This window comes from Actinomyces sp. Marseille-P3109 (assembly GCF_900323545.1).
In the GTDB taxonomy this organism is placed as follows: Bacteria; Actinomycetota; Actinomycetes; order Actinomycetales; family Actinomycetaceae; genus Actinomyces.
In genome coordinates, this window is the sequence record NZ_OOHN01000008.1 from 1,645,586 (window position 1) to 1,666,359 (window position 20,774).

The window sequence follows — 20,774 nt, forward strand, 5'->3', positions numbered from 1 at the left end:
CACTTTGTTGCTATTGCAGCGAAAGATCGACCTGAAGGTGCCGCAAGGGGTGGGGTTCTGGCGCAGAGGTGCTCACTTGGAACATATGTGCCCGCGGTCGCGGGCGCCCGCCGGCGGCCGGCAGGCTCACTGCTGGGGAGCCAGGGCGTCGTCGATCTCCAGGACGCCGCGTGCGGCGGAGACGTCGGTGATGAGCCGGTTGACATAGCCGTTGGCCAGGGCCGCCCGCATCACCGGCGCCTTGGCCTCGCCCCCGGCCACGAGGATCCTCTGCTCCTTGCTGCGCAGCTCGGCCAGGGTGATGCCGGTGGTGCGGTGGGTGAGGTCGGGCAGGCAGATCCGGCCGTGGACGTCGATGAAGTGCGAGCACAGGTCCCCGGCGCCGCGCTCGATGAGGGCCTCGCGCTCGACGGCGCTGAGCACCTCGTGCCCCAGGTGCTGGAGGTCGGAGTGGATCTCCCCCACGGTGAACAGCGCGATGCGCGCCTGGTCGACCATCTCCATGACGCGGCGCCCCCGGGGTGTGCGGTGCAGGTCGTTGCGCTCGGCGATGCTCCCCAGCACCAGCGGCATGTCCAGGAGGTGGAGGTGGGCGTCGAAGGCCTGCGCCATCCGCACGAGGCAGGCCTCCTCATCGAGCCCCCGCTCGGCGGGCAGCAGGCCGCGAGCCATCTGGATGAGCTCGACGTGGTGACGGTGCACGGGTTCCAGGGATCGGGCGAGCTCGACCAGAGTGCGTGAACCCACGGCCCCAATGCGATCCCCGTCACGGACCAGGGAGGACAGCAGGCGGGCGCCCTCCCGGCCCAGGGCGGCGCGCAGCAGGTCCTCCCCCGGGCCGACGGGGCTGACCAGCCGGACGTCGAGCAGATCGAAACGCTCGCGCAGGGTATCCAGGAGCATGGGATCCTGCTCGCGGGGGTCGTGGATCTCGATGCGCACGAAGCCGCGCCGGCGGGCGTAGGCCAGCAGCTTGGAGACGGTGGGCCGTGAGACGTGCAGGCGCTGGGCGACCTCCTGCTGGCTGAGCCCGGCGTAGTAGAGCTTGGCCGCATCCAGGGCCTGGACCTCCTTGGCCGACAGCCCCGGCGCATATGCCGTCATGTCTGCCTCCCCGCGCTCGGTGCCCTGCTCCAGCCCGCCCAGCCTAATGGCCCGCCCCTGCCCCGCTGCGCATCTCCAGGCGGGTTCTGGCCGGCCAACCCCGAGTTGTCCGCATGATCCCGTCAGCCCCCGATCCGAAGATGTGCAACTAGGGTGGAGGCATGCCCGCGCGCACCTATCTTGATCACGCCGCCACGTCCCCGGTCCGTCCCGAGGTGGCCCAGCAGGTCGCCGAGGATCTGGCCAGTGGGCTCGGCGGCTGGGCGAATCCGAGCGCGCAGCACACTGCGGGCCGGTGGGCAGGGGCGCTGCTGGCTGAGGCTCGCGCCCGGCTGGCCAGCGCCCTGGGGGTGGATGCGCACGAGGTGCTGCTGACCTCCGGCGGGACGGAGGCCGATGCCCTGGTGGTCTCGGGCCGGGCGCGTGCGGTGCCGGGCGGGCGGCTGGTGGTCTCGCCGATCGAGCACCCGGCGGTCCTGGACTCCGCGCGTACCGCCGCGGCCGAGCTGGGCGCGGAGCTGAGCCTGCTGGAGGTCGATGCCGCCGGACGGGTGGTGCTCGACTCGGTGGCCCGGGCGGTGATGCCCACAGCCGACGCCGACCACTCCCCCGCTTCCCTGGTCTCGGTCATGACGGCCAACAACGAGACCGGCGTGGTTCAGGACATGGCGGCGCTGGTGGCGGGCGTGCGGGAGGCGAGCGGGGCCGAACGCCCCGACGAGGCCGGCTACGTGCCCGTTCACTCCGACGCCGTCGCGGCCCTGGGGAAGGTTCCCGTGGACTTCCACGGCTGGGGCCTGGATGCGATGAGCCTGACGGGCCACAAGCTGGGGGCGCCGGTGGGCGTGGGGGCACTGGTGGCTCGCCGCGACCTGGTGCTGACGCCGGCCACGGGCGGGGGCCGTCAGGAGCGGGGTATCCGCTCGGGCACGCAGGACGTGGTGGCGGCCCGCGCGCTGGCCCTGGCGGTGGAGCTGGCAGTGGCCGAACAGCAGGAGCAGGAGGCCAGGCTGGCGGTGCTGCGGCGCCGGCTCCTGGAGGGTGCCGGGGCGCTTCGGGGGGTTCACGCCACGCTGCCCGAGGACGCCGATCATGTGGCCTCAACGGCGCACCTGTGGTTCGAGGAGACCGACGCCGAGGCACTGCTCATGGCCCTGGACCTGGCGGGGATCGACGCATCAGCGGGATCGGCCTGCCACGCCGGGGTCGCCCAGCCGAGCCATGTGCTCCTGGCGATGGGCTTCGAGGAGGGGCCGGCCCGCTCCACGCTGCGCTGCTCCCTGGGCCAGGACACGAGCCCCGACGACGTCGAGCGCCTACTCACCGCCCTGCCCGCCGCCCTGGAGAGTGCCGGACACGCCTGGAAGGTGACGCACAGGCTGCATCGTGAAGGGTGATTATCCGGGCATCCGTTCCCCTCTTTGAGGCATCCAGCCCTCTTGCCTCCAATAGCCTCTTGACGAGCCTGAGGAGGCGGTCGCTGTCATCGTCCTGGAGAAAGCGCAAAACAGGCCGGTGCTCTCTGTCATAGTGGGGACATGCTCAGGCAGAACAAACGCGTTGTGATCCGCTGCGCGCAGGTCCTGGGCGCCGTAGCCCTGGGACTTGTCTCGATCGCGGGCACCTGGTCCGTCACCGGTTCCTGGGGCATCACAGCGGGCGCAGCCCTGGCCTTCATCGTCCTGCGCTGGTGCCGCGAGCACTCCGATGCCGTCCTCGGCGCCCACCTTGTCCTGTGCGCACTTCAGCTGGGCGTCGTCGATTCCCCGGTTCCAGCGGACCTCGCGGCCACCGTGTCCTTCTACGCGGTCGGTCGGTGGGGTAGACGCGAGTTCACACCTGCATGGGCGGCGGCCGTCGTCGTCGGCGCGGCACTGGGCGCATGGGACTGGAACCAGGATGAACTGGGCATCGTCCCAACCTCCCTGTGGGCTCAGGACATGGCACAGGCGATCTTCGCGCAGCTGTGCATCGCCGCCGTCTCCTGGGGCCTGGGCAGCTTGATGACGCAACGCCGCCAGCTGAGGGCCAGCCGTCTGGCCACGGAGAAGCAGCGCCAGGCGGCGCACGACGCCGCACTGCGCAACGAGATCGCCCGGGAGGTTCACGATGTTGTCGGACACTCCCTGGCGCTGATCGCCGTGCAGGCCGAAGCGGGTCACTACCTGGCGACCGGCTCGGAGGACATCGATGTTTCAGCCACGGAGCGACTGGAACAAGCGGCCCAGGCGCTCGGGCAGATCCGGGCGACAGCGCGCTCGGCGCTGGCCGACACCCGCGGTCTCACCCAGACCCTAGCCTCCCCTCCACAACCGGGAGGACCACCAGGCATTGCGGATTCCGCTGAGCCTGACGGTGCCCGACCCGCCTCTCCAATCACTGAGAAACCGCTGCACCCAGTCCCGAGGATCGCCGATCTTCCCGAACTCGTTGACGACGTCCGCGCGACCGGACTGCCAGTCACCCTGTCAGTGGACGACCGGATGATCAGTGAGGACGAGCAGACGGGAGACCACAGTCTGCTCAGCGCGCAGGCGCAGCTCGCCCTCTACCGGACAGCGCAGGAGTCCTTGACCAACATACTCAAGCACGCGAAGGCCGCCACGGCCGAGGTAAGGCTGGAGTACCGTGACAACGCGCCCAACAAGGACGTGGTCCTGACCATTACCGATCACCCCGGCACGGCCAGTAGTGGGACCTCTCCCCCGCTGGTCGGCATTCACCTCTCGCCTGAGGCGATACCGGCAGTCACCGGCGGAGGCCAGGGGCTGGTGAACCTGCGCCAACGCCTGGCAGCGGTCGGAGGGTCCCTTCAGGCGGGCCCCGACCCCGATGGGGGATTCATCGTGCGTGCCCGTATTCCCACCGAAGCCTCGCAGTCGACGTTCACATTCTCGGAGGTGAGCTGATATGACCCGACCACTGCGCATCGCGCTGGTGGACGATCAGGACCTGGTCCGTTCCGGCTTCCGTATGATTCTCGATGCCCAGAAGGACATGTGTGTGGTCGGTCAGGCCTCCGACGGCGTCGGCGCGCTGGACATGGTCAAGGCCACTCACCCCGATATCGTCCTCATGGATATCAGGATGCCCACCTTGGACGGCATCTCCGCCACTCGTGCAGTTCTGGGTACCGGCCCCGACCTCAAGGTGCTCATCCTGACCACCTTCGACTTGGACGACTATCTCGTGGCAGCAATGCGGGCCGGAGCCTCGGGATTCCTGCTCAAGGACACGACGGCGCCCGAGCTCTTGGCCGGGATCCGCGCCGTGGCCCGAGGAGACTCGGTGGTGGCGCCATCGGCCACACGCCGGTTGCTGAATCGATGGTTACCCCCTATTGTTCCCAGTACTCCCGGTGGTTCCTCGGAGCACGATGCTGTCTCAACCTACGTCGGCTCCATCGGTGCACTGACTGATCGGGAGAAGGAGATCGTCACCCTGGTGGGACGCGCGATGAGCAACGCCGAGATCGCGCAGCACCTCGTCCTGGCCGAGTCGACGGTCAAGTCCCATCTCAATCGAATCCTGCACAAGCTGGAACTGCGGGACCGTGCCCAGCTCATTGTGCTGGCCTACGAGAGCGGGCTCGTGCGCGTGGGTGAATGAGACGCACCGGCTGCACGTCCCCCAGTTGGAAATCGATCTCATACCTTCCAACCTCGGGTGGAAACTGGCCCCCACCGGACACGATGACCTCCGTCGGGCTCTACGGTCGATTCCATGAGCACCAGCACCCGATTCCATTTCCTTGATTCCTTACGCGGCTTCGCCATCGTGGGCATTCTCCTCGTCAATGCCGCCGATCTCATGTGCCTGGGGTATGACACCCCGGTCCAGCCCTTCCAAGCCGTCCCGTTGGCGGAGAACGTCCTGAACTTCCTGGTGGCGACCCGCTTCGTACCGATCTTCTCCTTCATGTTCGGAATGAGCATGGGGTTCGTCATCGATTCCGCGATCCGCCGGGGCGCCCCCGCCTGGAAAATCCTGCTGCGCCGCCTGGCCGCGCTTTTGGTGATTGGGCTACTCCACTCGATCCTCTATCCCGGTGAGATCCTGCGCGACTACGCGGTTGCGGGAGCCATCCTCCTGCCATTCGCCCTCAAGGTCCCGCGCTCCGTGCGTCTGGTACTCGGTCTGCTGGCGACGGTCGGCGCCTACGCATTCACAGGAGGAGGGGCACTATCGCTGCCCGGGCTGTTCCTTCTGGGATCGGCGGCCCAGGCCTACGGCCTTCCGGCACGGCTCGAGCACGCCGACCGTCGGATCGGGGCGGCGACGCTCGTATTCGCAGCCGCCAGCGCGGCCGCGATCCCCTGGCAGGCCGCCGAGGGCGGTGATCCCAGGTTCTCCACGCCAGGAGGTATTGCCGGTGGCCTCATGGCCTGCCTCTACATCTCCCTTCTGGCGCTGCTCTGGCGCACCCCGGTGCGGCGGGCCCTGAGCGCGGTATTCGAGCCCCTGGGCCGCATGGCGCTGACCTGCTACGTCACCGCTTCCTTCGTCATGGTACCGGCGGGAGTGCTGCTCGATTCACGCTCCACCCACGACGTCATCCCCGGCCTCATTGTCGCTGCCACGGTTCTGCCTATCCAATGGGTGTTCTGCCGTCTTTGGCTCTCCCGGTTCGCCTACGGCCCCCTGGAGTGGGCGTGGCGCAGCATCACCTGGTGGCGGAGGATTCCGCTGCAGCGCCAGCAGTCACAGTAGCCTGACAATCAGTCAGGCCCACACGGGTACGCTCGGTTACCGACGACCGGGGAAATGTAGACCCCGCCCTCCGTATCTCGGGATCCCGACGTTCTTCCATGCAGGAGAACAACGAAGAGACCGCCCCTGGAGGATCAGCGCTTCCATCGCGTCGGCCAGATCAGCGCGAACAAGTGGAACCACCACGTCGTCGTCAAGACGATGGAGGCCGCGCAGAGCGGTTGGCTCAGAGACCTCATTCGTGCCGGTGACGAGTTCGCCACCCGTTGATCGGCCCTCAACAGCAGCGCAACGGCGCCATTCGGCCGACTATCTGTTCACGGGTCCGGGGGCTCACACGCGATCGACGAACTGAGCGGCGATCTCCTGAGGGACGGGGTCCCATTTTCGTACGTAACTGATGGCGCGCGCACGCCCGACTCCTCTCCCGGAGTCGCGCAGGCGCCGCACCTCGGCACGATCCAGCGGGGTCTCCGAGAGCATGCGATCGATCGACAGACCGTAAGCCTGTCGGAAGAACATTCGTTCCTGCTCACGCTTCGTCATCGGGCGCTCATGGCCGTTTGCCAGCCTCCAGACGAGCAGCAGCATGGCAGTAATGGCCAAGAAAAATAACCAGATATCAGACATTGCAGCTCCTTCGTGAACGAACAGGCATGAAAACTCTGACACGGACAACTACCCCCGGAGCAATAACCCTTCACTCCTCGTGCCCACTACCTCAACGAGTCTGGCGAAGCGATCGTAGTCGTCCTGGAGGGATCTGAAGGTCTCTCGCAGGAATCCCGGCTCCTGCTCGTACTCGCTCAGGCCCCGGTAGTAGAAGGCCTTCGAGTCGAGCACGATGAACGGCATGATGCCGTTGTCCAGGCACTGCTGGAACATGTTCGGGCTCTACCGCCTCGTGTCCGCCCACCATGCTGGGAACACGTTTGTGCTCCTCGACGGATAATGAAGAACGCCGAGCATCGGCACTGATCGCGCAAGGGCTGGGCGAAACTGCGGGCATCAGTAGTGTACTCGTCAGTCATGACCGCTCCTTCCTCGGTATCACCCTATGCCGGGAACCACAACGTCTCCTGGATTCTCCCGGTTGCCCCGTCGCGGTCGACCTGCGGTAGCCTGCCACGGCTGTAGCAACAGCTACCCGCCTGCCTGAAGGAGACCCTCGTGCGCGTCCTGGCCGCCCTGTCCGGCGGAGTCGACTCCGCCGTCGCCGCGGCGCGCGCCGTCGACGCCGGCCACGAGGTCGTGGGCGTTCACATGGCCCTGACCCGCAACCGCGCCCAGACCCGCACGGGCTCACGCGGCTGCTGCTCCATCGAGGACTCCGCCGACGCCCGCTGGGCCGCCCAGATCCTGGGCATCCCCTTCTACGTGTGGGACCTGTCCGAGGAGTTCGAGGAGCGCGTCGTGGCCGACTTCCTCGATGAGTACCGCGCCGGGCGCACCCCCAACCCGTGCGTGCGCTGCAACGAGCGCGTCAAGTTCGACGCCCTCCTGGAGCGCGGTCTGGCCCTGGGCTTCGACGCCGTCGCCACCGGACACTACGCGCGCCTGAGCGGCGGCGCATCCTCCGGCCGCCCCGGGGACACCAACGGCCTCATACTGCGCCGCGCCGTCGACACCGCCAAGGACCAGTCCTACGTCCTGGCGGTCTCCGGCCGCGAGGGGCTGGCCCGGGCTCTCTTCCCGCTGGGCGACGCGCCCTCCAAGGCGCAGGTGCGCGCCGAGGCCGAGGCCCGCGGCCTGCCGGTGGCCTCCAAGCCGGACTCCTACGACATCTGCTTCGTGGCCGACGGCGACACGCGCGGTTTCCTCACCCGCTCGCTCGGCGCCCACGAGGGCTCCATGGTCTCGCCCGACGGCGAGGTGCTGGGAACCCACCAGGGCTACTTCGGCTTCACCGTCGGTCAGCGCAAGGGCCTGGGCCTGTCCCGCCCGGCGGACGACGGACGTCCGCGCTACGTCATCGAGACCCGCCCGGCCACCAATGAGGTCGTCGTCGGCCCCGAGGAGCTGCTCAGCCGCACCACGGTCGACGGTGACGGACTCGTCCTGCTGGCCGATCCCGAGCCGCTCGCCGGTGGTCTGACTGGCGACAACTCCGACCTCGGAGGCTCCCCCGCCGTCGGCTGGCAGGAGGCCGGTGTCCAGGTGCGCGCCCACGGTCGCCCGGTCCCGGCGCAAGTCCGCGTTGATGAGGCACAGGGCCTCCTGCACGCCGAGCTGGCCGCCCCCTTACGAGGCGTCGCCGCCGGCCAGAGCCTGGTCATCTACGGAGGCGCCGACGGCGACCAGGTCCTCGCCCAGGCGACCGTCGCCTCCGCGCAGGCCCCCAGTCGTGCCGTCGCCTGAAATCAGGCTCCAATCCTCGGTTTCCCGTCGCGCCGTCGCTGCGCAAAAGGGCTAGGGTTGAGACACCCCCGGCGCCCAGCAGAACCAGCAGGAAAGGGATCCTCCAGCATGCCAGCCGAGACGCCCGCCGATTCTCCGTCGGACACACAGCCCGGCTCCCCGCCTGATCTCCCCGCCCAGGATCCGGAGCGCTACATCGCCACCGTCAAGCTCGGTCCCAAGTCGCAGATCGTCATCCCCAAGGAGGTCCGGGACATCTTCGACCTGGCCCCGGGGGACAACCTGCTCCTTCTGGCGGACCGCACCCATGGAATCGCCCTGGTGAACCCGGCCGACTATGCCGACGTCGTCGCTGCCGCCTTCGACGCGGCCGCGCCCAAGACCGGCGATACAGCGACGCCCGGGGCCACGGCATAGTCACCGCACCCCGGGCGCCCGGGCACCGGGCTCCTGCAGCCCCTGTTCAGCGCAGGCAGGTGTGCCGCTCGATCGCGCGCACCGCCCACCAGGCCAGGATCGCGGCCAGGATCGGCGCCACCACGACGGAACCGATTCCCACCAGTTGCGGTTCCTGGTCCAATTGGACGGCCTCGATGAACTGCGGAAGCATCATGCGTGTGACGATCCGCCCGCTGGTCAGATCCAGCGACAGCGGCAGCAGCAGCGCGGCGACCAGAGACACGATCTGGTTGACCGCGTAGAGAATGACGAAGCCGACTGCGGGCGCCCCGAAGCCGAGGCGGTTCCAGCGACCCTGCGCTCCAATGCTCATCACCGCTGCGACCTCGATGATCGTCACGACGGCGCCCCCAACCACGGCCAGCCCGTAGAAGACGAGTATGCCGGCTCCCACCATGCTGATCATCTGACGTACCGCCTGAAGAAGCTCCTCCAGCGTGGTACCGCGCAGGTGCACGTAGGTAGCGAGCCAGCCGACGCCGAGGAGCGCGGCCACCGCGGCCGACACCAGCCCGGCGATGACGGCGTACAGCGTCTTGGCAGCGAAGATCACGCGCCCCCTCACCGGCAGGCTCATGGTGAGGTAGCCGCGGGCACCGTACATGGAGGCCCAGTACTCGATACCGACCTGGACGCTCACGACGGCGGGCATGGCCCCGAGAGCCGCCAACGCGCCCGCAAGCAGCAGCGAGGAGACCGCGGGAAGGTCGAGCAGGCTCAGGAGCGTGAAGCCGACGGCGATGACCGCCACGATCCCCACGGCTCCGGCATTGCGCCGAGCCTGGGTACGGACCTCTTCCCTGAGTAGTGTGGCGAACATCAGCGGTACTCCTTCCGGAACAGGGCGTCCAGGCTCATACCGCGGTCCTGGCGCAGATCGTCGGCGTCGCCTGCCAGCAGCAGACGGCCGTCCTTGAGGAAGACGACGGAGTCGATGATGGACTCGACATCGGCAATGAGGTGGGTGGAGATGAGCATGAGCGCCTCGGAGTCGAAGTCGCGCAGAATGCCGCTGAGGATGACGTCGCGGGCGGCGGGATCGACGCCGGAGATGGGCTCATCGAGGAGGTAGACGCGGGCCCGGCGCGACATGGCCAGGCTGACGCGCAGCTTCTCCCCCATGCCCTTGCTCATCTCCTTCAGGGTGCGGTCGGTCGGCAGGTTGAAGAAGCGCACGAGCTCGGCGGCCTTGCCTGAGTCGAAGTCCGCGAAGAACCGCCGGTACTGGGCGATGGCGGCCGGGACGGTCAGGTTGGTGGCCAGGAAGTTCGTATCCGGCAGGAAGGAGACGAGCGCCTTGGACTCGGGCCCGGGATCGTGCCCGGCGATTCGGACCCGGCCGTCGTAGTCGGCCAGGACTCCGGCCAGGATCTTGAGCAGGGTGGTCTTGCCCGATCCGTTGGAGCCCATGAGGCCGACGATCCGCCCGGGCGGGAGCTCGAGGCTCAGCCAGTCCAGCGCGGGCCGCCCCTGGAAGGTCTTGGTGAGGTTCTCGACGACAACGAGTGGTTCGGCGCCGTCGAGAGAGGGAATAGTGGTGGGTTTGCTGAGGGTCTGTGCGCTCATGACGCATCTCCTGTTGTCTGGCGGCCCTGGCGGTCCGGAGCCCACCAGCGCTCGGTGAGGAGCGCCGTGGTTTGGTCCAGGTCCATGCCGATGGCGGTGAGGGTGTCGATGTAGGCGTCCGTGGCCCCCGAGGCCAGGCTCCGACGAACAGAGTCGATGGTGCTCGCCCTCGTGGTGACGAAGCGTCCGGCGGTGCGTTCTGTTGCGGTGAGCCCCTCACCGTCCAGCGCGCCCAGTGCTCGCTGGACGGTGTTGGGGTTGACTCCGGTGTCCGCAGCGAGCTCGCGCACGCTGGGGATCTTGGAGCCCGGGGGCCACTGGCCGGAGACGATCCGACGGCGGAAGTCATCGGCCAGCTGGACCCAGATCGGACGGGAGTCGTCGAGATCCATGGCTCTCCTGGTGCTCGGGGACGGGTACTGCTCATGAGCGCAGCACAGGCGACCTCATCAGACCGTCTGTATTACTGCACTAATACAGTGACACAGACGGATAGCGACGTCAAGTCGGATCACCCCCGACCTGCCGCACCGACTCGAGCGCACGCGACATGCAGCCGCACGAGCAGCAGACGCCCTCCGAGCCGAGAAACAAAAAAGAACAAATATTCCCCTGAGAATTACCAAGAAAAGTGATTGCTGAATATCCACCAGTTGATCGATCATCTATTTCGCCTTTCGTTCGGCTCGTTTCCTTCTACGCTGTGCCCATGTCTCCGTCTTCCGAATCTCCTTCACCCACATCCCACTCCCCTGAATCCCCATCCCCAACCACACCTTCTGGAGCCGGCTCCGTTCCCATCGCTCCACCAACGCCCGCACGACGCGGCAAGGGACGTCTGATCATCCTCGGCGTCGTCATCGCCCTGGTTCTCGCGCTCGGCACAGGAGGCCTCTGGGCGCTGACGCGCGGCTCCGACCCGCTCTCATTGGTCAAGGCCCCGATCCTCAAGGCGCAGCAGGACCTGTCCAACCTCGGCCAGGAGCCCACGTCGGGTTCTTTCGACTCCAGCGGCACAACGGCCCTGGTCAACAAGCAGCTGATGATCCTGCGGGTGATCGCGGACCGCCGCGAGACCCTGGTGGCCCTGAGCCTGAGTTCCTCGGCCTCCCACGCCGCCTGGCAGGCCCCCGTCCCCGACGAGCTGGCGGGACAGAACCTCAACTGCACGATGAGCACCAAGACCCTCGACTGCGGAGAGCGGATCAGCATCGACCTGGCCTCCGGGATCAACAGCCCCGCCAAGCCGTCAACGTTCTCGGCCGCCGAGCTCACGACCTCCCCCTCGCAGGAGCCGGGCGACTCCCGCGCGTCGGCCGGTGATCCGACCTCATCGACAGCACCGTCCGCTGATGCTTCTCCTGAGCGCGCCTCGGAGGCCTCCTCCACCGCATCCACCGTCCCGTCTCCCGATGCCTCCACGACGACCTCCTCCACCGGCTCCGTCGCACCTTCGGCATCGGATGCCCCGACCTCGTCATCAGCACCCACCTCGGTGCGACTGGGTCACGCGCCCACTGCCGACGTGCCGCTGTCCGTCAGCGAGGACGGCACCGTGAGCGTCAACAAGGACAAGGTCTCCGGACTGACCCTCGACGGCACCAAGCCGGTATGGGCGGCCAGGGTTGAGGCACCCCGCAAGATCGTCGGCGTCAAACTGCCGTCGAGCCGCGAGGTCTGGGTCGTCAGCGACGGAGTCAGTGTGGCCGCCCTCGATGGCAGCACCGTGCTGTGGTCGAACAAGCTGCCCGATGGTGCGGGCGCCCTCAACGGCCTGGGAAGCGATACACCGCCACGCTGGCAGATGAGCAAGGGCGCCATCGTCATGGCCCACCCCGACTCGCTGCGCGCCCTCGACCCGATCGACGGCACCGCGATCTGGCAGGTCTCCTCCCCGGTGACCTCCTGGGCGGCCGGTGACGGCTACGTCGTGGTCTTCAACGGCTCGACGACGTCAGTCCTGGCCTTCGACTCCGGCTCGAGCTCGACCCGCACCACGGCGCTGCCGACCTCGACCCCGACCTCCACGGCCACGCCCGCTCCCAGCCTTGAGGACCTGGGCAGCGCCACCCTCGACATCCCGACCGTCTGTGCGGACGGATTCGCCTCCGTGGTCCGAGGCACAACGAAGGCGCAGGTGGCCGAGAAGATGAAGGATGAGAAGACCGGCGTCACCTTCTCCGATGGAACCGCAACCGGGGCGGGGGCCAACGGTCTTGGCGGAAGCAACTCCACCGTCGCGCTGAAGGAGGCGCAACCGGGATTCTTCGGCTCCTCCCCGGTGACGGTCGCGGTTCTGGAGTGCAACAGCGGCACCCCTGCGGCCTTCGACGTCATGGCCGCCTACGACGGGGACAAGCAGATGGTCGGTTCCCTCATCATGGAGGGCGCCAACGAGATCGGTTACACCCCGGCAACGCATATGGAGAACCTGCGCGTCGTGGGCGGAACCGCGCTCTTCAACATGCCTCAGTTCATGGTCGCCGGAGACATGGACTGCAAGGCCTGCACCGGTTCGGGAACAGCCGTTGTCGCCGCTCAGTGGGACGGTGACTCCCTGGAGCTGTTCGACGTCGTTTACCACCTTCCGACCCAGGACATCCACCGCCCGTCGCTGGTCAAGGTTCAGACCGTCTACGACGCCTTGGCCGCCAAGGAGGACAACAAGGTCACCGACCAGGTCGACCCCGCGGTGCTCTCCTCCCTGGATCAGCCGGCCGGCTCCACGCAGGCAGGTGACGCCACAGCACGCAGCGCCTACCTGCCCAAGGGAGGCAAGGTGGCCACCTGCATGCTGGCGGGCCCCAAGAACTCGACGTTCGCGTCAATGGTGATCGCTGAGGACCTGGCGCCGGGGTCGATCCTCTGCCCGATCACCTCGGAGGATCAGTCCAAGCCCTGGATGCAGCCTGTTCCCACCCGCACCTCCCAGCTCGAGTACGGGGCCTGGCTCATCATCACTCCAAGTGAGGAGGGCTTCAAGGTCACCGGACTGGGACACCGGAGCAGCTGACGCCCCGTGAGCGTTGTGGGGGTGCACCGCCGATGAGACGGTGCACCCCCGCATTGTTATGGGAGAAGCCGCTCAGCCGCGCAACTTGGCGAGCTCCTCGACCAGCTGGGGCACGACGTCGGTGACGTCGCCAACAACGCCGAAGTCGGCCATCTCGAAGATGGGGGCCTCGGAGTCGTCGCAGATCGCCACGACGGTCCCGGCGCCCTGGATGCCGCTGGTGTGGTGGACGGCGCCGGAGACGCCCAGGCCGATGTACAGCCGCGGGGAGATGGTCTCGCCGGTCTGGCCGATCTGGGCGCTGCGCTCGATCCAGCCCTCGTCGCAGGCGACGCGGGTGGCGCCGACGGCGGCGTCGAGCGGCTCGGCCAGGGAGCGGACCAGGTCGAAGTCGCCGTCCACGCCGCGGCCGCCCACGACAACGGTGCGGGCCTCGGTCAGGGCCGGGCCGGTGGCGACGGAGGCGGCCTCGCGCGAGACGAGGCGCACGGCGGCGGCCTCGGCGCTGACGGGCACCTCGAGGGGCTCGGCGGTCAACGCTGCGCCGTCGGCTGCGGCGACCTCGGTGATCCCGGGGCGCACGGCGATGATCGGGGCTCCGCCGGCCGAGCCGACGGCGACGGTAGTGGACCAGGAGCCCGACAGGACCAACTTGGAGGCGCGCAGTACGGAGTCGCTCCCCGCACCGGCCGCCTCCAGGGCGGTGGCGTCGGAGACGCAGGCCGAGCCGAGCAGGACGGCGGCCCGCCCGGCCAGCTCCTTGCCGCGGTAGTCGGAGACGACCAGGACCGCGGCGGGCTGGACGGTGCCGACAGCCGCCACGACGGCGTCGGCCGCGGCGGCGGGCAGGTGGGCCGACTCGCCCAGGTCGGCGGTCAGCAGGCGGGTGGCTCCAGCGCCGGCCAGGGACGCGGAGACTGCATCATCCAGGGGCTGAAGGGCCAGGGCGACGACGCCGCCACTGGTCAGGTCCCGAGCGGCGGTGAGCAGCTCCAGGCTGGGGCCGGTGGGGACGGGCGCCGCCTCGGTGGTCTCGAGGTCGACGAGGACGAGGAGGGGGGCATCGAGCATGGGAATCAGCTTCTTTCGCGGGTGGTGTGAGGCGGGTGGGGCAGCGCGCCCAACTCATGCGCCCTGACTGAGGGCGGTGTCGAGGAAAGTGGGCGGGCGCTGCGGCTCACCGTCAGACGAGCTTGTTCTCCACGAGCCAGGCGGCGAGCTCACGGCCCGCCTCCCCGGCGTCGGTGCGGATGATGCCGGCCTCGCGGGCGGGTCGGGCCTCGTCGTCGATGATTCTTACGGCCGGCTCGGTGACCTCAAGGCCGAGCTCGGAGGCGTCCCAGAAGTCGACGGGCTTCTTCTTCGCGGCTCGCATGGCGGCGAAGTTGGGGTAGCGGGGCTCGTTGGCCTGGTCGGTGACGCTGACGAGGGCGGGCAGCGGGGCGCTGACGACCTCGCGGACGGTGCCCACGGTGCGGGTGACGGTCACGGCGCCGCCGTCGACCTCGAGCCGGTTGGCCAGGGTCAGGGCCGGCAGGTGCAGGGCGGCGGCCAGGGCGCCGGGCAGCATGGAGGTCATGGCGTCCAGGGAGGCCATGCCGGTCACGACCAGGTCGACCTCACCGATGCGCTCGATCGCGGCAGCCAGGACCCGGGCGGTGGTGACGACGTCGGCTCCGGCCAGGGCGTCGTCGGCCACGACGATCCCGGAGTCGGCTCCCATCTGGAGGGCGCGGCGCACCCCGTCCTCGGAGTCCTCGGGTCCCATGGTCAGGGCGATGACCTCGCCGTCGGCCTCCTCGGCCAGGGTGACGGCGGCCTCGACGGCGTTCTCGTCGAGCTCGTTGAGGACGTCCTCCTCACCGCGCACGAGCCGGCCGTCCTCAAGGCGGCGCTCGGACTGCACGTCGGGAACGTGCTTGATGCAGACCACGATTCTCATGGGCTCAAGGTTGCCATAACAGCAGCATCTCGCCACTGAGCGCTGAGTCACCCTGACACGGTGTCAGCGCGTCGATGGCACCGGCATGGCACCGGCCCTGTCACATCGGCACGACTGGTAAACGCGACGCGGCGCACTCGCACGAGTGAGACCTCACTGCCCCTCAAGTGGTAGCGACCAGCAGCCGCTAGGACAATGTACCCATGCCTTCGACGCCAGAGCCCGCTCCAGCACCGCGCGCCGAGCTGCCAGCAGCTCCCAACCACGGACTGGGCGTCGCTCTCGCCGGTGACGGCGCGGACTTCGCCGTTCACGCCCCGCATGCCACGGCCATGGACCTGTGCCTGCTGACGATGGGCGCCGACGGCGCGGTGGCGGAGGAGACCCGGATCGGGATGCACGGCCCTCAGCGCGGCGTCTGGAGCGCCCACGTCCCCGGCATCGGCGCCGGTCAGCGCTACGGCTACCGCGCCCACGGGCCCTGGAACCCCCACGAGGGCCTGCTCTACAACCCCCGCAAGCTGCTGCTGGATCCCTACGCCCGCGCCCTGGACGGACAGGTGGATCTGGGCCCGGCCGTCTACGCCCACGAGGTCACTGATGACCTGGTTCCCGCGGCCGAGCCGTGGCAGCCCTCCCACCTGGACTCGGCGGGCCACACCGTCGTCGGCGTCATCACCGGGAACACGTTTCCGGTGGTGCCGGGCCCGCATGTGCCCCGCGAGCGCACCATCATCTATGAGGCCCACGTCAAGGGCCTGACCTACAAGCTGCCCGGAGTGCCCGAGGAGCTGCGCGGCACCTATGCGGGCCTGGCCCACTCGGTGACGGTCGAGCACCTCAAGGGCCTGGGGGTCACCACGATCGAGCTGCTGCCGATCCACGCCTCGGTGACCGAGCCCTTTCTGACCAAGCGGGAGCTGACCAACTACTGGGGCTACTCCACACTGAGCTACTTCGCGCCGGAGCCCGCCTACGCCACGGCCGCAGCGCGCGCAGCCGGCCCGCAGGCCGTCCTGGACGAGGTGCGCGGCATGATCTCCATGCTCCACGAGGCCGGTCTGGAGGTCGTGCTCGACGTCGTCTACAACCACACCTGTGAGGGCGGGGTCGACGGCCCCTCCTTGAGCCTGCGCGGCCTGGACAACCTGGACTACTACCTGCACGCCCCCTACCTTCCGGCGCAGTACATGGACGTCACCGGCACGGGCAACACGGTGGACTTCCGTGCTACGGGGGCGATCCGGATGGTCCTGGACTCGTTGCGATACTGGGTCACCGAGGTCGGTGTGGACGGCTTCCGCTTCGACCTGGCCACCACGCTGGGGCGTCATGCCGCGGAGTTCTCGCCACGCCACCCGCTGCTCACAGCAATCGCCACCGACCCGGTGCTCAGCACCGTCAAACTCATCAGCGAGCCGTGGGACGTGGGACCCGGCGGTTGGCGCACCGGTCAGTTCCCCGAGCCCTTTCAGGACTGGAACGATCACTTCCGCGACACCACCCGCTCCTTCTGGCTTCACGACGCCTCGGAGATCTCCAAGGGGCGCCTGGGCTCGGACCTGCGCGATCTGGCCACGCGCCTGTCGGGCAGCGCGGACCTGTTCAGCCACGGGGAGTTCCCTGGTGGGCGCGGCCCCCTGGGCTCGGTCAACTTCGTCGCAGCACACGACGGCTTCACCCTGCGCGACCTGGTGGTCTACGACCACAAGCACAACCTGGCCAACAAGGAGGACAACCGCGATGGCACCTCCAACAACCGCTCCTGGAACCACGGTTTCGAGGGCAACGTCGTCGAGGGGATCAACGGCGGGCCGATCGAGGTGCTGCGCCGTCGCTCCATGCGCAACCTGCTGGCCACGATGCTGCTGAGCGCCGGGACCCCCATGCTGCTGGGCGGCGACGAGATAGGCCGCACCCAGCAGGGCAACAACAACTGCTACTGCCAGGACTCGGTGCTCTCCTGGGTCGACTGGAACCTCGAGGTCTGGCAGCGCGACCTGGTCGCCACGACTCGCTTCCTCATTCACCTGCGCCAGACCCACCCGGTGGTGCGCCCCTCGCGCTTCGCCACCGGGCAGGTCCTCGAGGGCGACATCATCCCGGACCTGGCCTGGTACCGAGTTGACGCCGTCCCGATGGACGGGGACTCCTGGCACGATCCGCACACCCGGGTGGTCCAGATGCTGCGCTCGGGGCAGCCTTGGAACGATGACGACATGCTCGTGGTCATCAACGGCGCCCTGGACCAGGTCGACGTCGTCCTGCCCGAGGGCCGCGGCACCGACTGGCACCTGGCCTGGGACTCGACCTGGGCGGTCCCCCAGCCCCACACGGCTCCCTTCTCCCAGGCGCGCCGCGTCAGCCGTAGCCCGCAGGACATAGAGGCCGACGTCGTCGTCGAGACCGATGGCTCGGGCGAGGTGAAGGCGGTCAAGGCTGCAGCCGGCATCCCGGCCGGTCACACCAACGAGGACCTCACGGAATGCCATCAGGACCGTCCGGGAGACACGACGATGCTGGAGCCGCTGTCCCTGCGGGTCTACTTCTCCGGCGAGCCCCTGGAGAGCCTGACGGCGGGCGCCCAGGCTGAACGCAGTGGACAGGTCGCGGCTCACTGAGGCTGGGTCTAGTCATAGGCTGGTGCCCGATGCCGGCTCTTCCTCCTCCTGTTGAATGCGCCTGGGACCGCCTGCGCCCTGATCCTGCCGGGATGGTCCTGGGCTCGGTCTTCTTCGTCCTGGCCCTGACGCCCTCCCTCATCCCCCGCGACATCCTCTTCCAGGGGGTGGCCTGCGGGCTGTGCGCGGCGACCGGCTACCTCGTGGGCGTCTGGCTGTCGTGGAACTGGCGCACCTGGGTGAGCACAGTGGTGCGGGTCCTGTGGGAGACCAGTGGTCAGCGCCTGCCGTCCTGGGTGCCCCGGTGGAGGCGGCGTGTGGAGGTCGCGCTGAGCGTCACGGTCGTCCTGGGACTCAATGTGATCCTGCTGCGGGCGGTCCACTGGCAGCAGCAGGTCGCCGCGCTGACCGACTCCCGCGCCTACACGCCGGCGCAGTACCTGACGGTGTTCCCGGTGGGCTTCGGCATCTGGATGGCCCTGGTGATGGTGGGACGCGGCTTCCTGCGTCTGGAGACCTGGCTGCGCCGTCACCTGCCCCAGCGGCTGCCGTTGCCGGTGCGGTCCGGGTTCTCCTGGATCATGGTGCTGGTGCTGGTTTTCGCGTTGGTCAACCAGGCGATCCCGGGCGTCATCATCCGGGGTGCGGAGTCGGCCTTCTCCGTGCGCAACAGCGCCGATCCGCCCTCGACGCCGCGGCCGACGGCGGCCGAGCGCTCGGGCTCTCCGAATTCGCTGGTGGGCTGGGAGACCCTGGGAGCCTATGGCAAGCGCTTTGTGGGCCGGGGTCTGAGCGCCCAGGGCCTTGAGGAGGTGACCTCCCGGCCTGCCAGTGAGCCGATCCGCGTCTACGCAGGGTTGGAGAGCGCCGGCAGTGACGAGGCACGTGCCGCGCTGGTGGTCGAGGAGCTCAAACGCACCGGGGCGGCCACCCGCTCGGCGATCATGATCGCCCCGACGACGGGGACCGGCTGGGTGGACCCGGTGGCGGCCCTGTCCCTGGAGGTGCTGTACGACGGCGACACGGCCATCGCCGCCGCCCAGTACTCCTACCTGCCCTCGGGTGTGCAGTTCATCGCCGATACGGACAAGGCTCGGGCCTCGGGCAAGGCACTGGTGACTGCGGTCGTCTCCTGGTGGAAGACGCTTCCGGAGGCCGGCCGTCCCCGGCTCCTGCTGTACGGGGAGTCGATGGGGGTCCTGGCCGGCGAGGCGGCCTTCAGCAACCTGGCCGACGTCCTGGACTCGGTCGACGGCGTCCTATGGGTGGGGCCGCCCAACTCCTCAAGGCTGTGGCGTGATCTGGTGACGCGGCGCGATCCCGGCACCCGGGAGGTGGATCCCACCTACTCGGCGGGCCTGACGATTCGCTTCGCCCAGGACGAGGCGGACATGAACGCCTTCGCGGGCGACTCGACCTGGGGAGATCAGCGCATCCTCTACATCCAGCACGCGAGCGATCCGGTGGTGTGGTGGTCGCCGCGGCTCATCCGGAAGAATCCCGACTGGCTGCTGGAGCGGCCGGGCAAGGACCGCTCCCCCACCATGCGCTGGATGCCCTACATCACCTTCTTCCAGGTGAGCGCTGATCTACCGCGCGCGATGAACGTGCCCGCGGGGCACGGGCACCGTTACGGCGCCGAGATCCTGGACGGGCTGGCCCTGGTCGGCCACAACAGCTCATTCACTGCCGAACGCGTCGCCCAGGCCCGCCAGGAGCTGGAGCGGGCCCTGGCCACCCAGCCCGCCGACGACTGAGACACGGGCCAGGCCGCCACCGTCAAGGCCTTAGTGACCGCACCCCCTAGGATGAGGGCATGACTCAGACCCCTACCGCGGCCGAGGAGGCCCTGGCCAACGCCACCAATGAAGCCTCCCTGGCCCGATCGATCGCCCGCTCCGCAGAGATCGAGGCCGATATCGCCGTCAACCCCGGCCGCTACCGGATGTTCACCGGGGTGCGTCCCACAGGGAACATGCACCTGGGCCACTACTTCGGCACCATGCACTCCTGGAAGACGATCCAGGACGCGGGCGTGGACACCTGGATCCTCGTGGCCGACTACCAGGTCATCACCGACCGCGACGGCGTCGGCCCCATCCGCGAACGCGTCCTGTCCCTGGTCACCGACGCCCTGGCCGTGGGCGTGGACCCGCAGCGCTCGACGATCTTCGCCCACTCGGCGGTCCCGGCCCAGAACCAGCTGATGCTGCCCTTCCTGTCCCTGGTGACCGAGTCCGAGCTCCACCGCAACCCCACGGTGAAGTCCGAGCTGGAGGCCACCGACGGGCGCGCCATGAGCGGTCTGCTGCTCACCTACCCCGTCCACCAGGCCACCGACATTCTCTTCTGCCAGGCCAACCTCGTCCCCGTCGGCAAGGACCAGCTCCCCCACCTGGAGCAGGCCCGGCTCATCGCCCAGCGCTTCGACAAGCGCTACGGGCGGGCCGTTAAGGACCACCCGGTCTTCCGCCGTCCCGAGGCCCTGCTCAGCCAGGCCCCGATGCTGCTGGGCCTGGACGGGGAGAAGATGAGCAAGTCCCGCCGCAACACGATCGAGCTGGGCATGAGTGCCGATGAGACCGCCAAGCTCCTCAAGAAGGCCAAGACGGACTCCGACCGCGTCATCACCTACGACCCCGCCGGACGCCCGGAGGTCTCCAACCTGCTGATGCTGGCCTCCCTGTGCGGGGCGGGCACACCCGAGGAGATCGCCGAGCGCATCGGCGACGGCGGCGCCGGCACGCTCAAGAAGGTCACCACGGAGGCCGTCAACGAGTTCTTCGCCCCCGTCCGGGCCCGTCGCGCCGAGCTGGCCGCCAACGAGGACTACCTCCTGGAGGTCCTGGGGCAGGGCAACGCCCGGGCCAACGAGGTCGCTGCGAAGACGCTCGACGACGTCCGCACCGCCATGCACATGAACTACTGAAGGCCATTGACAGCCGCAGACGGACACTGAGCCCGCGGCTCAACCGCCCCGATCGGCCCGGTTCGCGACGCG

The 20,774-nt window shown here is 68.6% G+C and carries 18 protein-coding genes; 10 read left to right on the forward strand and 8 right to left on the reverse strand.

From position 1 onward, the window contains the following. Positions 1 to 126: 126 nt before the first annotated feature. Positions 127 to 1,104: a sugar-binding transcriptional regulator gene (locus BQ8008_RS07295; RefSeq protein ID WP_108833433.1), complete on the reverse strand. Its 978-nt coding sequence runs from the start codon at positions 1,102 to 1,104 to the stop codon at positions 127 to 129. 161 nt (positions 1,105 to 1,265) lie between these two features. Between BQ8008_RS07295 and BQ8008_RS07300 the strand changes: the two genes are divergently transcribed. The 4 genes from BQ8008_RS07300 (at position 1,266) to BQ8008_RS07315 (ending at position 5,814) form a co-directional block, all read left to right on the forward strand. Beyond that, positions 1,266 to 2,501 (forward strand): cysteine desulfurase family protein, encoded by a 1,236-nt coding sequence (locus BQ8008_RS07300; protein ID WP_108833434.1) that lies wholly within the window; start codon positions 1,266 to 1,268, stop codon positions 2,499 to 2,501. 141 nt (positions 2,502 to 2,642) lie between these two features. After that, positions 2,643 to 4,013 carry a sensor histidine kinase gene (locus tag BQ8008_RS07305; RefSeq protein ID WP_108833435.1) on the forward strand — a complete coding sequence of 457 codons (1,371 nt, stop codon included), beginning with the start codon at positions 2,643 to 2,645 and terminating at the stop codon, positions 4,011 to 4,013. A 1-nt stretch (position 4,014) separates the two neighbouring features. After that, the gene (locus BQ8008_RS07310) at positions 4,015 to 4,713 is read left to right on the forward strand and encodes a response regulator transcription factor (protein ID WP_108833436.1); all 699 of its coding nucleotides are present in this window, start codon (positions 4,015 to 4,017) and stop codon (positions 4,711 to 4,713) included. Between the two features lie 114 nt (positions 4,714 to 4,827). Further along, positions 4,828 to 5,814, forward strand: a complete 987-nt coding sequence (locus tag BQ8008_RS07315; RefSeq protein WP_108833437.1) for a DUF418 domain-containing protein — start codon at positions 4,828 to 4,830, stop codon at positions 5,812 to 5,814. A 333-nt stretch (positions 5,815 to 6,147) separates the two neighbouring features. Here the strand turns inward: BQ8008_RS07315 and BQ8008_RS07320 are convergent, their stop codons facing one another. Both BQ8008_RS07320 and BQ8008_RS07325 read right to left on the reverse strand, forming a co-directional pair. Then, positions 6,148 to 6,444, reverse strand: a complete 297-nt coding sequence (locus BQ8008_RS07320; protein WP_108833438.1) for a hypothetical protein — start codon at positions 6,442 to 6,444, stop codon at positions 6,148 to 6,150. Positions 6,445 to 6,492: 48 nt separating this feature from the next. Beyond that, positions 6,493 to 6,699 carry a hypothetical protein gene (locus BQ8008_RS07325; RefSeq protein WP_199907954.1) on the reverse strand — a complete coding sequence of 69 codons (207 nt, stop codon included), beginning with the start codon at positions 6,697 to 6,699 and terminating at the stop codon, positions 6,493 to 6,495. A 285-nt stretch (positions 6,700 to 6,984) separates the two neighbouring features. Between BQ8008_RS07325 and mnmA the strand changes: the two genes are divergently transcribed. Then, a complete protein-coding gene (gene mnmA, locus BQ8008_RS07330) occupies positions 6,985 to 8,172 on the forward strand; it encodes a tRNA 2-thiouridine(34) synthase MnmA (RefSeq protein WP_108833439.1) in 1,188 nt (395 codons plus the stop codon). Positions 8,173 to 8,280: 108 nt separating this feature from the next. Then, the gene (locus BQ8008_RS07335; protein ID WP_108833440.1) at positions 8,281 to 8,589 is read left to right on the forward strand and encodes an AbrB/MazE/SpoVT family DNA-binding domain-containing protein; all 309 of its coding nucleotides are present in this window, start codon (positions 8,281 to 8,283) and stop codon (positions 8,587 to 8,589) included. Between the two features lie 46 nt (positions 8,590 to 8,635). On the opposite strand, the gene BQ8008_RS07340 is transcribed toward BQ8008_RS07335, so the two are convergent. Genes BQ8008_RS07340 through BQ8008_RS07350 form a run of 3 tightly spaced genes read right to left on the reverse strand, consistent with a single transcriptional unit; the run spans position 8,636 to position 10,589 of the window. Then, a complete protein-coding gene (locus BQ8008_RS07340; RefSeq protein WP_108833441.1) occupies positions 8,636 to 9,451 on the reverse strand; it encodes a hypothetical protein in 816 nt (271 codons plus the stop codon). Then, a complete protein-coding gene (locus BQ8008_RS07345) occupies positions 9,451 to 10,197 on the reverse strand; it encodes an ABC transporter ATP-binding protein (RefSeq protein ID WP_108833442.1) in 747 nt (248 codons plus the stop codon). Before BQ8008_RS07345 ends, BQ8008_RS07340 begins: the two co-directional genes overlap by 1 nt. Beyond that, the gene (locus BQ8008_RS07350; RefSeq protein WP_108833443.1) at positions 10,194 to 10,589 is read right to left on the reverse strand and encodes a GntR family transcriptional regulator; all 396 of its coding nucleotides are present in this window, start codon (positions 10,587 to 10,589) and stop codon (positions 10,194 to 10,196) included. The genes BQ8008_RS07345 and BQ8008_RS07350 overlap by 4 nt, the downstream gene beginning before the upstream one ends. 317 nt (positions 10,590 to 10,906) lie before the next feature. Between BQ8008_RS07350 and BQ8008_RS07355 the strand changes: the two genes are divergently transcribed. Beyond that, positions 10,907 to 13,210: a hypothetical protein gene (locus BQ8008_RS07355; RefSeq protein WP_108833444.1), complete on the forward strand. Its 2,304-nt coding sequence runs from the start codon at positions 10,907 to 10,909 to the stop codon at positions 13,208 to 13,210. 72 nt (positions 13,211 to 13,282) lie between these two features. Here BQ8008_RS07355 and BQ8008_RS07360 read toward each other — a convergent pair whose 3' ends face one another. Together BQ8008_RS07360 and BQ8008_RS07365 are read right to left on the reverse strand one after the other, a co-directional pair. Continuing rightward, positions 13,283 to 14,281, reverse strand: coding sequence for an electron transfer flavoprotein subunit alpha/FixB family protein (locus BQ8008_RS07360; protein WP_108833445.1), 999 nt, complete (start codon positions 14,279 to 14,281; stop codon positions 13,283 to 13,285). Positions 14,282 to 14,393: 112 nt separating this feature from the next. Next, entirely contained in the window at positions 14,394 to 15,152 is a 759-nt protein-coding gene (locus tag BQ8008_RS07365; protein WP_108833446.1) for an electron transfer flavoprotein subunit beta/FixA family protein, read from the reverse strand. Positions 15,153 to 15,355: 203 nt separating this feature from the next. On the opposite strand from BQ8008_RS07365, the gene glgX reads away from it, so the two are divergent. From glgX to trpS, 3 genes are read left to right on the forward strand one after another with little or no spacing between them, the layout of a single operon-like run. Further along, positions 15,356 to 17,773 (forward strand): glycogen debranching protein GlgX, encoded by a 2,418-nt coding sequence (gene glgX / locus BQ8008_RS07370; RefSeq protein WP_108833447.1) that lies wholly within the window; start codon positions 15,356 to 15,358, stop codon positions 17,771 to 17,773. A 29-nt stretch (positions 17,774 to 17,802) separates the two neighbouring features. Next, positions 17,803 to 19,530: an alpha/beta hydrolase gene (locus BQ8008_RS07375; protein ID WP_108833448.1), complete on the forward strand. Its 1,728-nt coding sequence runs from the start codon at positions 17,803 to 17,805 to the stop codon at positions 19,528 to 19,530. Between the two features lie 59 nt (positions 19,531 to 19,589). Continuing rightward, the gene (gene trpS / locus BQ8008_RS07380; protein WP_108833449.1) at positions 19,590 to 20,702 is read left to right on the forward strand and encodes a tryptophan--tRNA ligase; all 1,113 of its coding nucleotides are present in this window, start codon (positions 19,590 to 19,592) and stop codon (positions 20,700 to 20,702) included. Positions 20,703 to 20,774: the final 72 nt, after the last annotated feature.

Coding starts and splice junctions, on each gene's coding strand:
- BQ8008_RS07325 (WP_199907954.1), bottom strand. CDS start 6,699: ATGTTCCAGCAGTGCCTGGACAACGGCATCATGCCGTTCATCGTGCTC.
- BQ8008_RS07300 (WP_108833434.1), top strand. CDS start 1,266: ATGCCCGCGCGCACCTATCTTGATCACGCCGCCACGTCCCCGGTCCGT.
- BQ8008_RS07305 (WP_108833435.1), top strand. CDS start 2,643: ATGCTCAGGCAGAACAAACGCGTTGTGATCCGCTGCGCGCAGGTCCTG.
- BQ8008_RS07335 (WP_108833440.1), top strand. CDS start 8,281: ATGCCAGCCGAGACGCCCGCCGATTCTCCGTCGGACACACAGCCCGGC.
- BQ8008_RS07345 (WP_108833442.1), bottom strand. CDS start 10,197: ATGAGCGCACAGACCCTCAGCAAACCCACCACTATTCCCTCTCTCGAC.
- BQ8008_RS07310 (WP_108833436.1), top strand. CDS start 4,015: ATGACCCGACCACTGCGCATCGCGCTGGTGGACGATCAGGACCTGGTC.
- BQ8008_RS07295 (WP_108833433.1), bottom strand. CDS start 1,104: ATGACGGCATATGCGCCGGGGCTGTCGGCCAAGGAGGTCCAGGCCCTG.
- BQ8008_RS07375 (WP_108833448.1), top strand. CDS start 17,803: ATGCCGGCTCTTCCTCCTCCTGTTGAATGCGCCTGGGACCGCCTGCGC.
- BQ8008_RS07315 (WP_108833437.1), top strand. CDS start 4,828: ATGAGCACCAGCACCCGATTCCATTTCCTTGATTCCTTACGCGGCTTC.
- trpS (WP_108833449.1), top strand. CDS start 19,590: ATGACTCAGACCCCTACCGCGGCCGAGGAGGCCCTGGCCAACGCCACC.
- BQ8008_RS07355 (WP_108833444.1), top strand. CDS start 10,907: ATGTCTCCGTCTTCCGAATCTCCTTCACCCACATCCCACTCCCCTGAA.
- glgX (WP_108833447.1), top strand. CDS start 15,356: ATGCCTTCGACGCCAGAGCCCGCTCCAGCACCGCGCGCCGAGCTGCCA.
- BQ8008_RS07365 (WP_108833446.1), bottom strand. CDS start 15,152: ATGAGAATCGTGGTCTGCATCAAGCACGTTCCCGACGTGCAGTCCGAG.
- BQ8008_RS07320 (WP_108833438.1), bottom strand. CDS start 6,444: ATGTCTGATATCTGGTTATTTTTCTTGGCCATTACTGCCATGCTGCTG.
- BQ8008_RS07350 (WP_108833443.1), bottom strand. CDS start 10,589: ATGGATCTCGACGACTCCCGTCCGATCTGGGTCCAGCTGGCCGATGAC.
- BQ8008_RS07340 (WP_108833441.1), bottom strand. CDS start 9,451: ATGTTCGCCACACTACTCAGGGAAGAGGTCCGTACCCAGGCTCGGCGC.
- BQ8008_RS07360 (WP_108833445.1), bottom strand. CDS start 14,281: ATGCTCGATGCCCCCCTCCTCGTCCTCGTCGACCTCGAGACCACCGAG.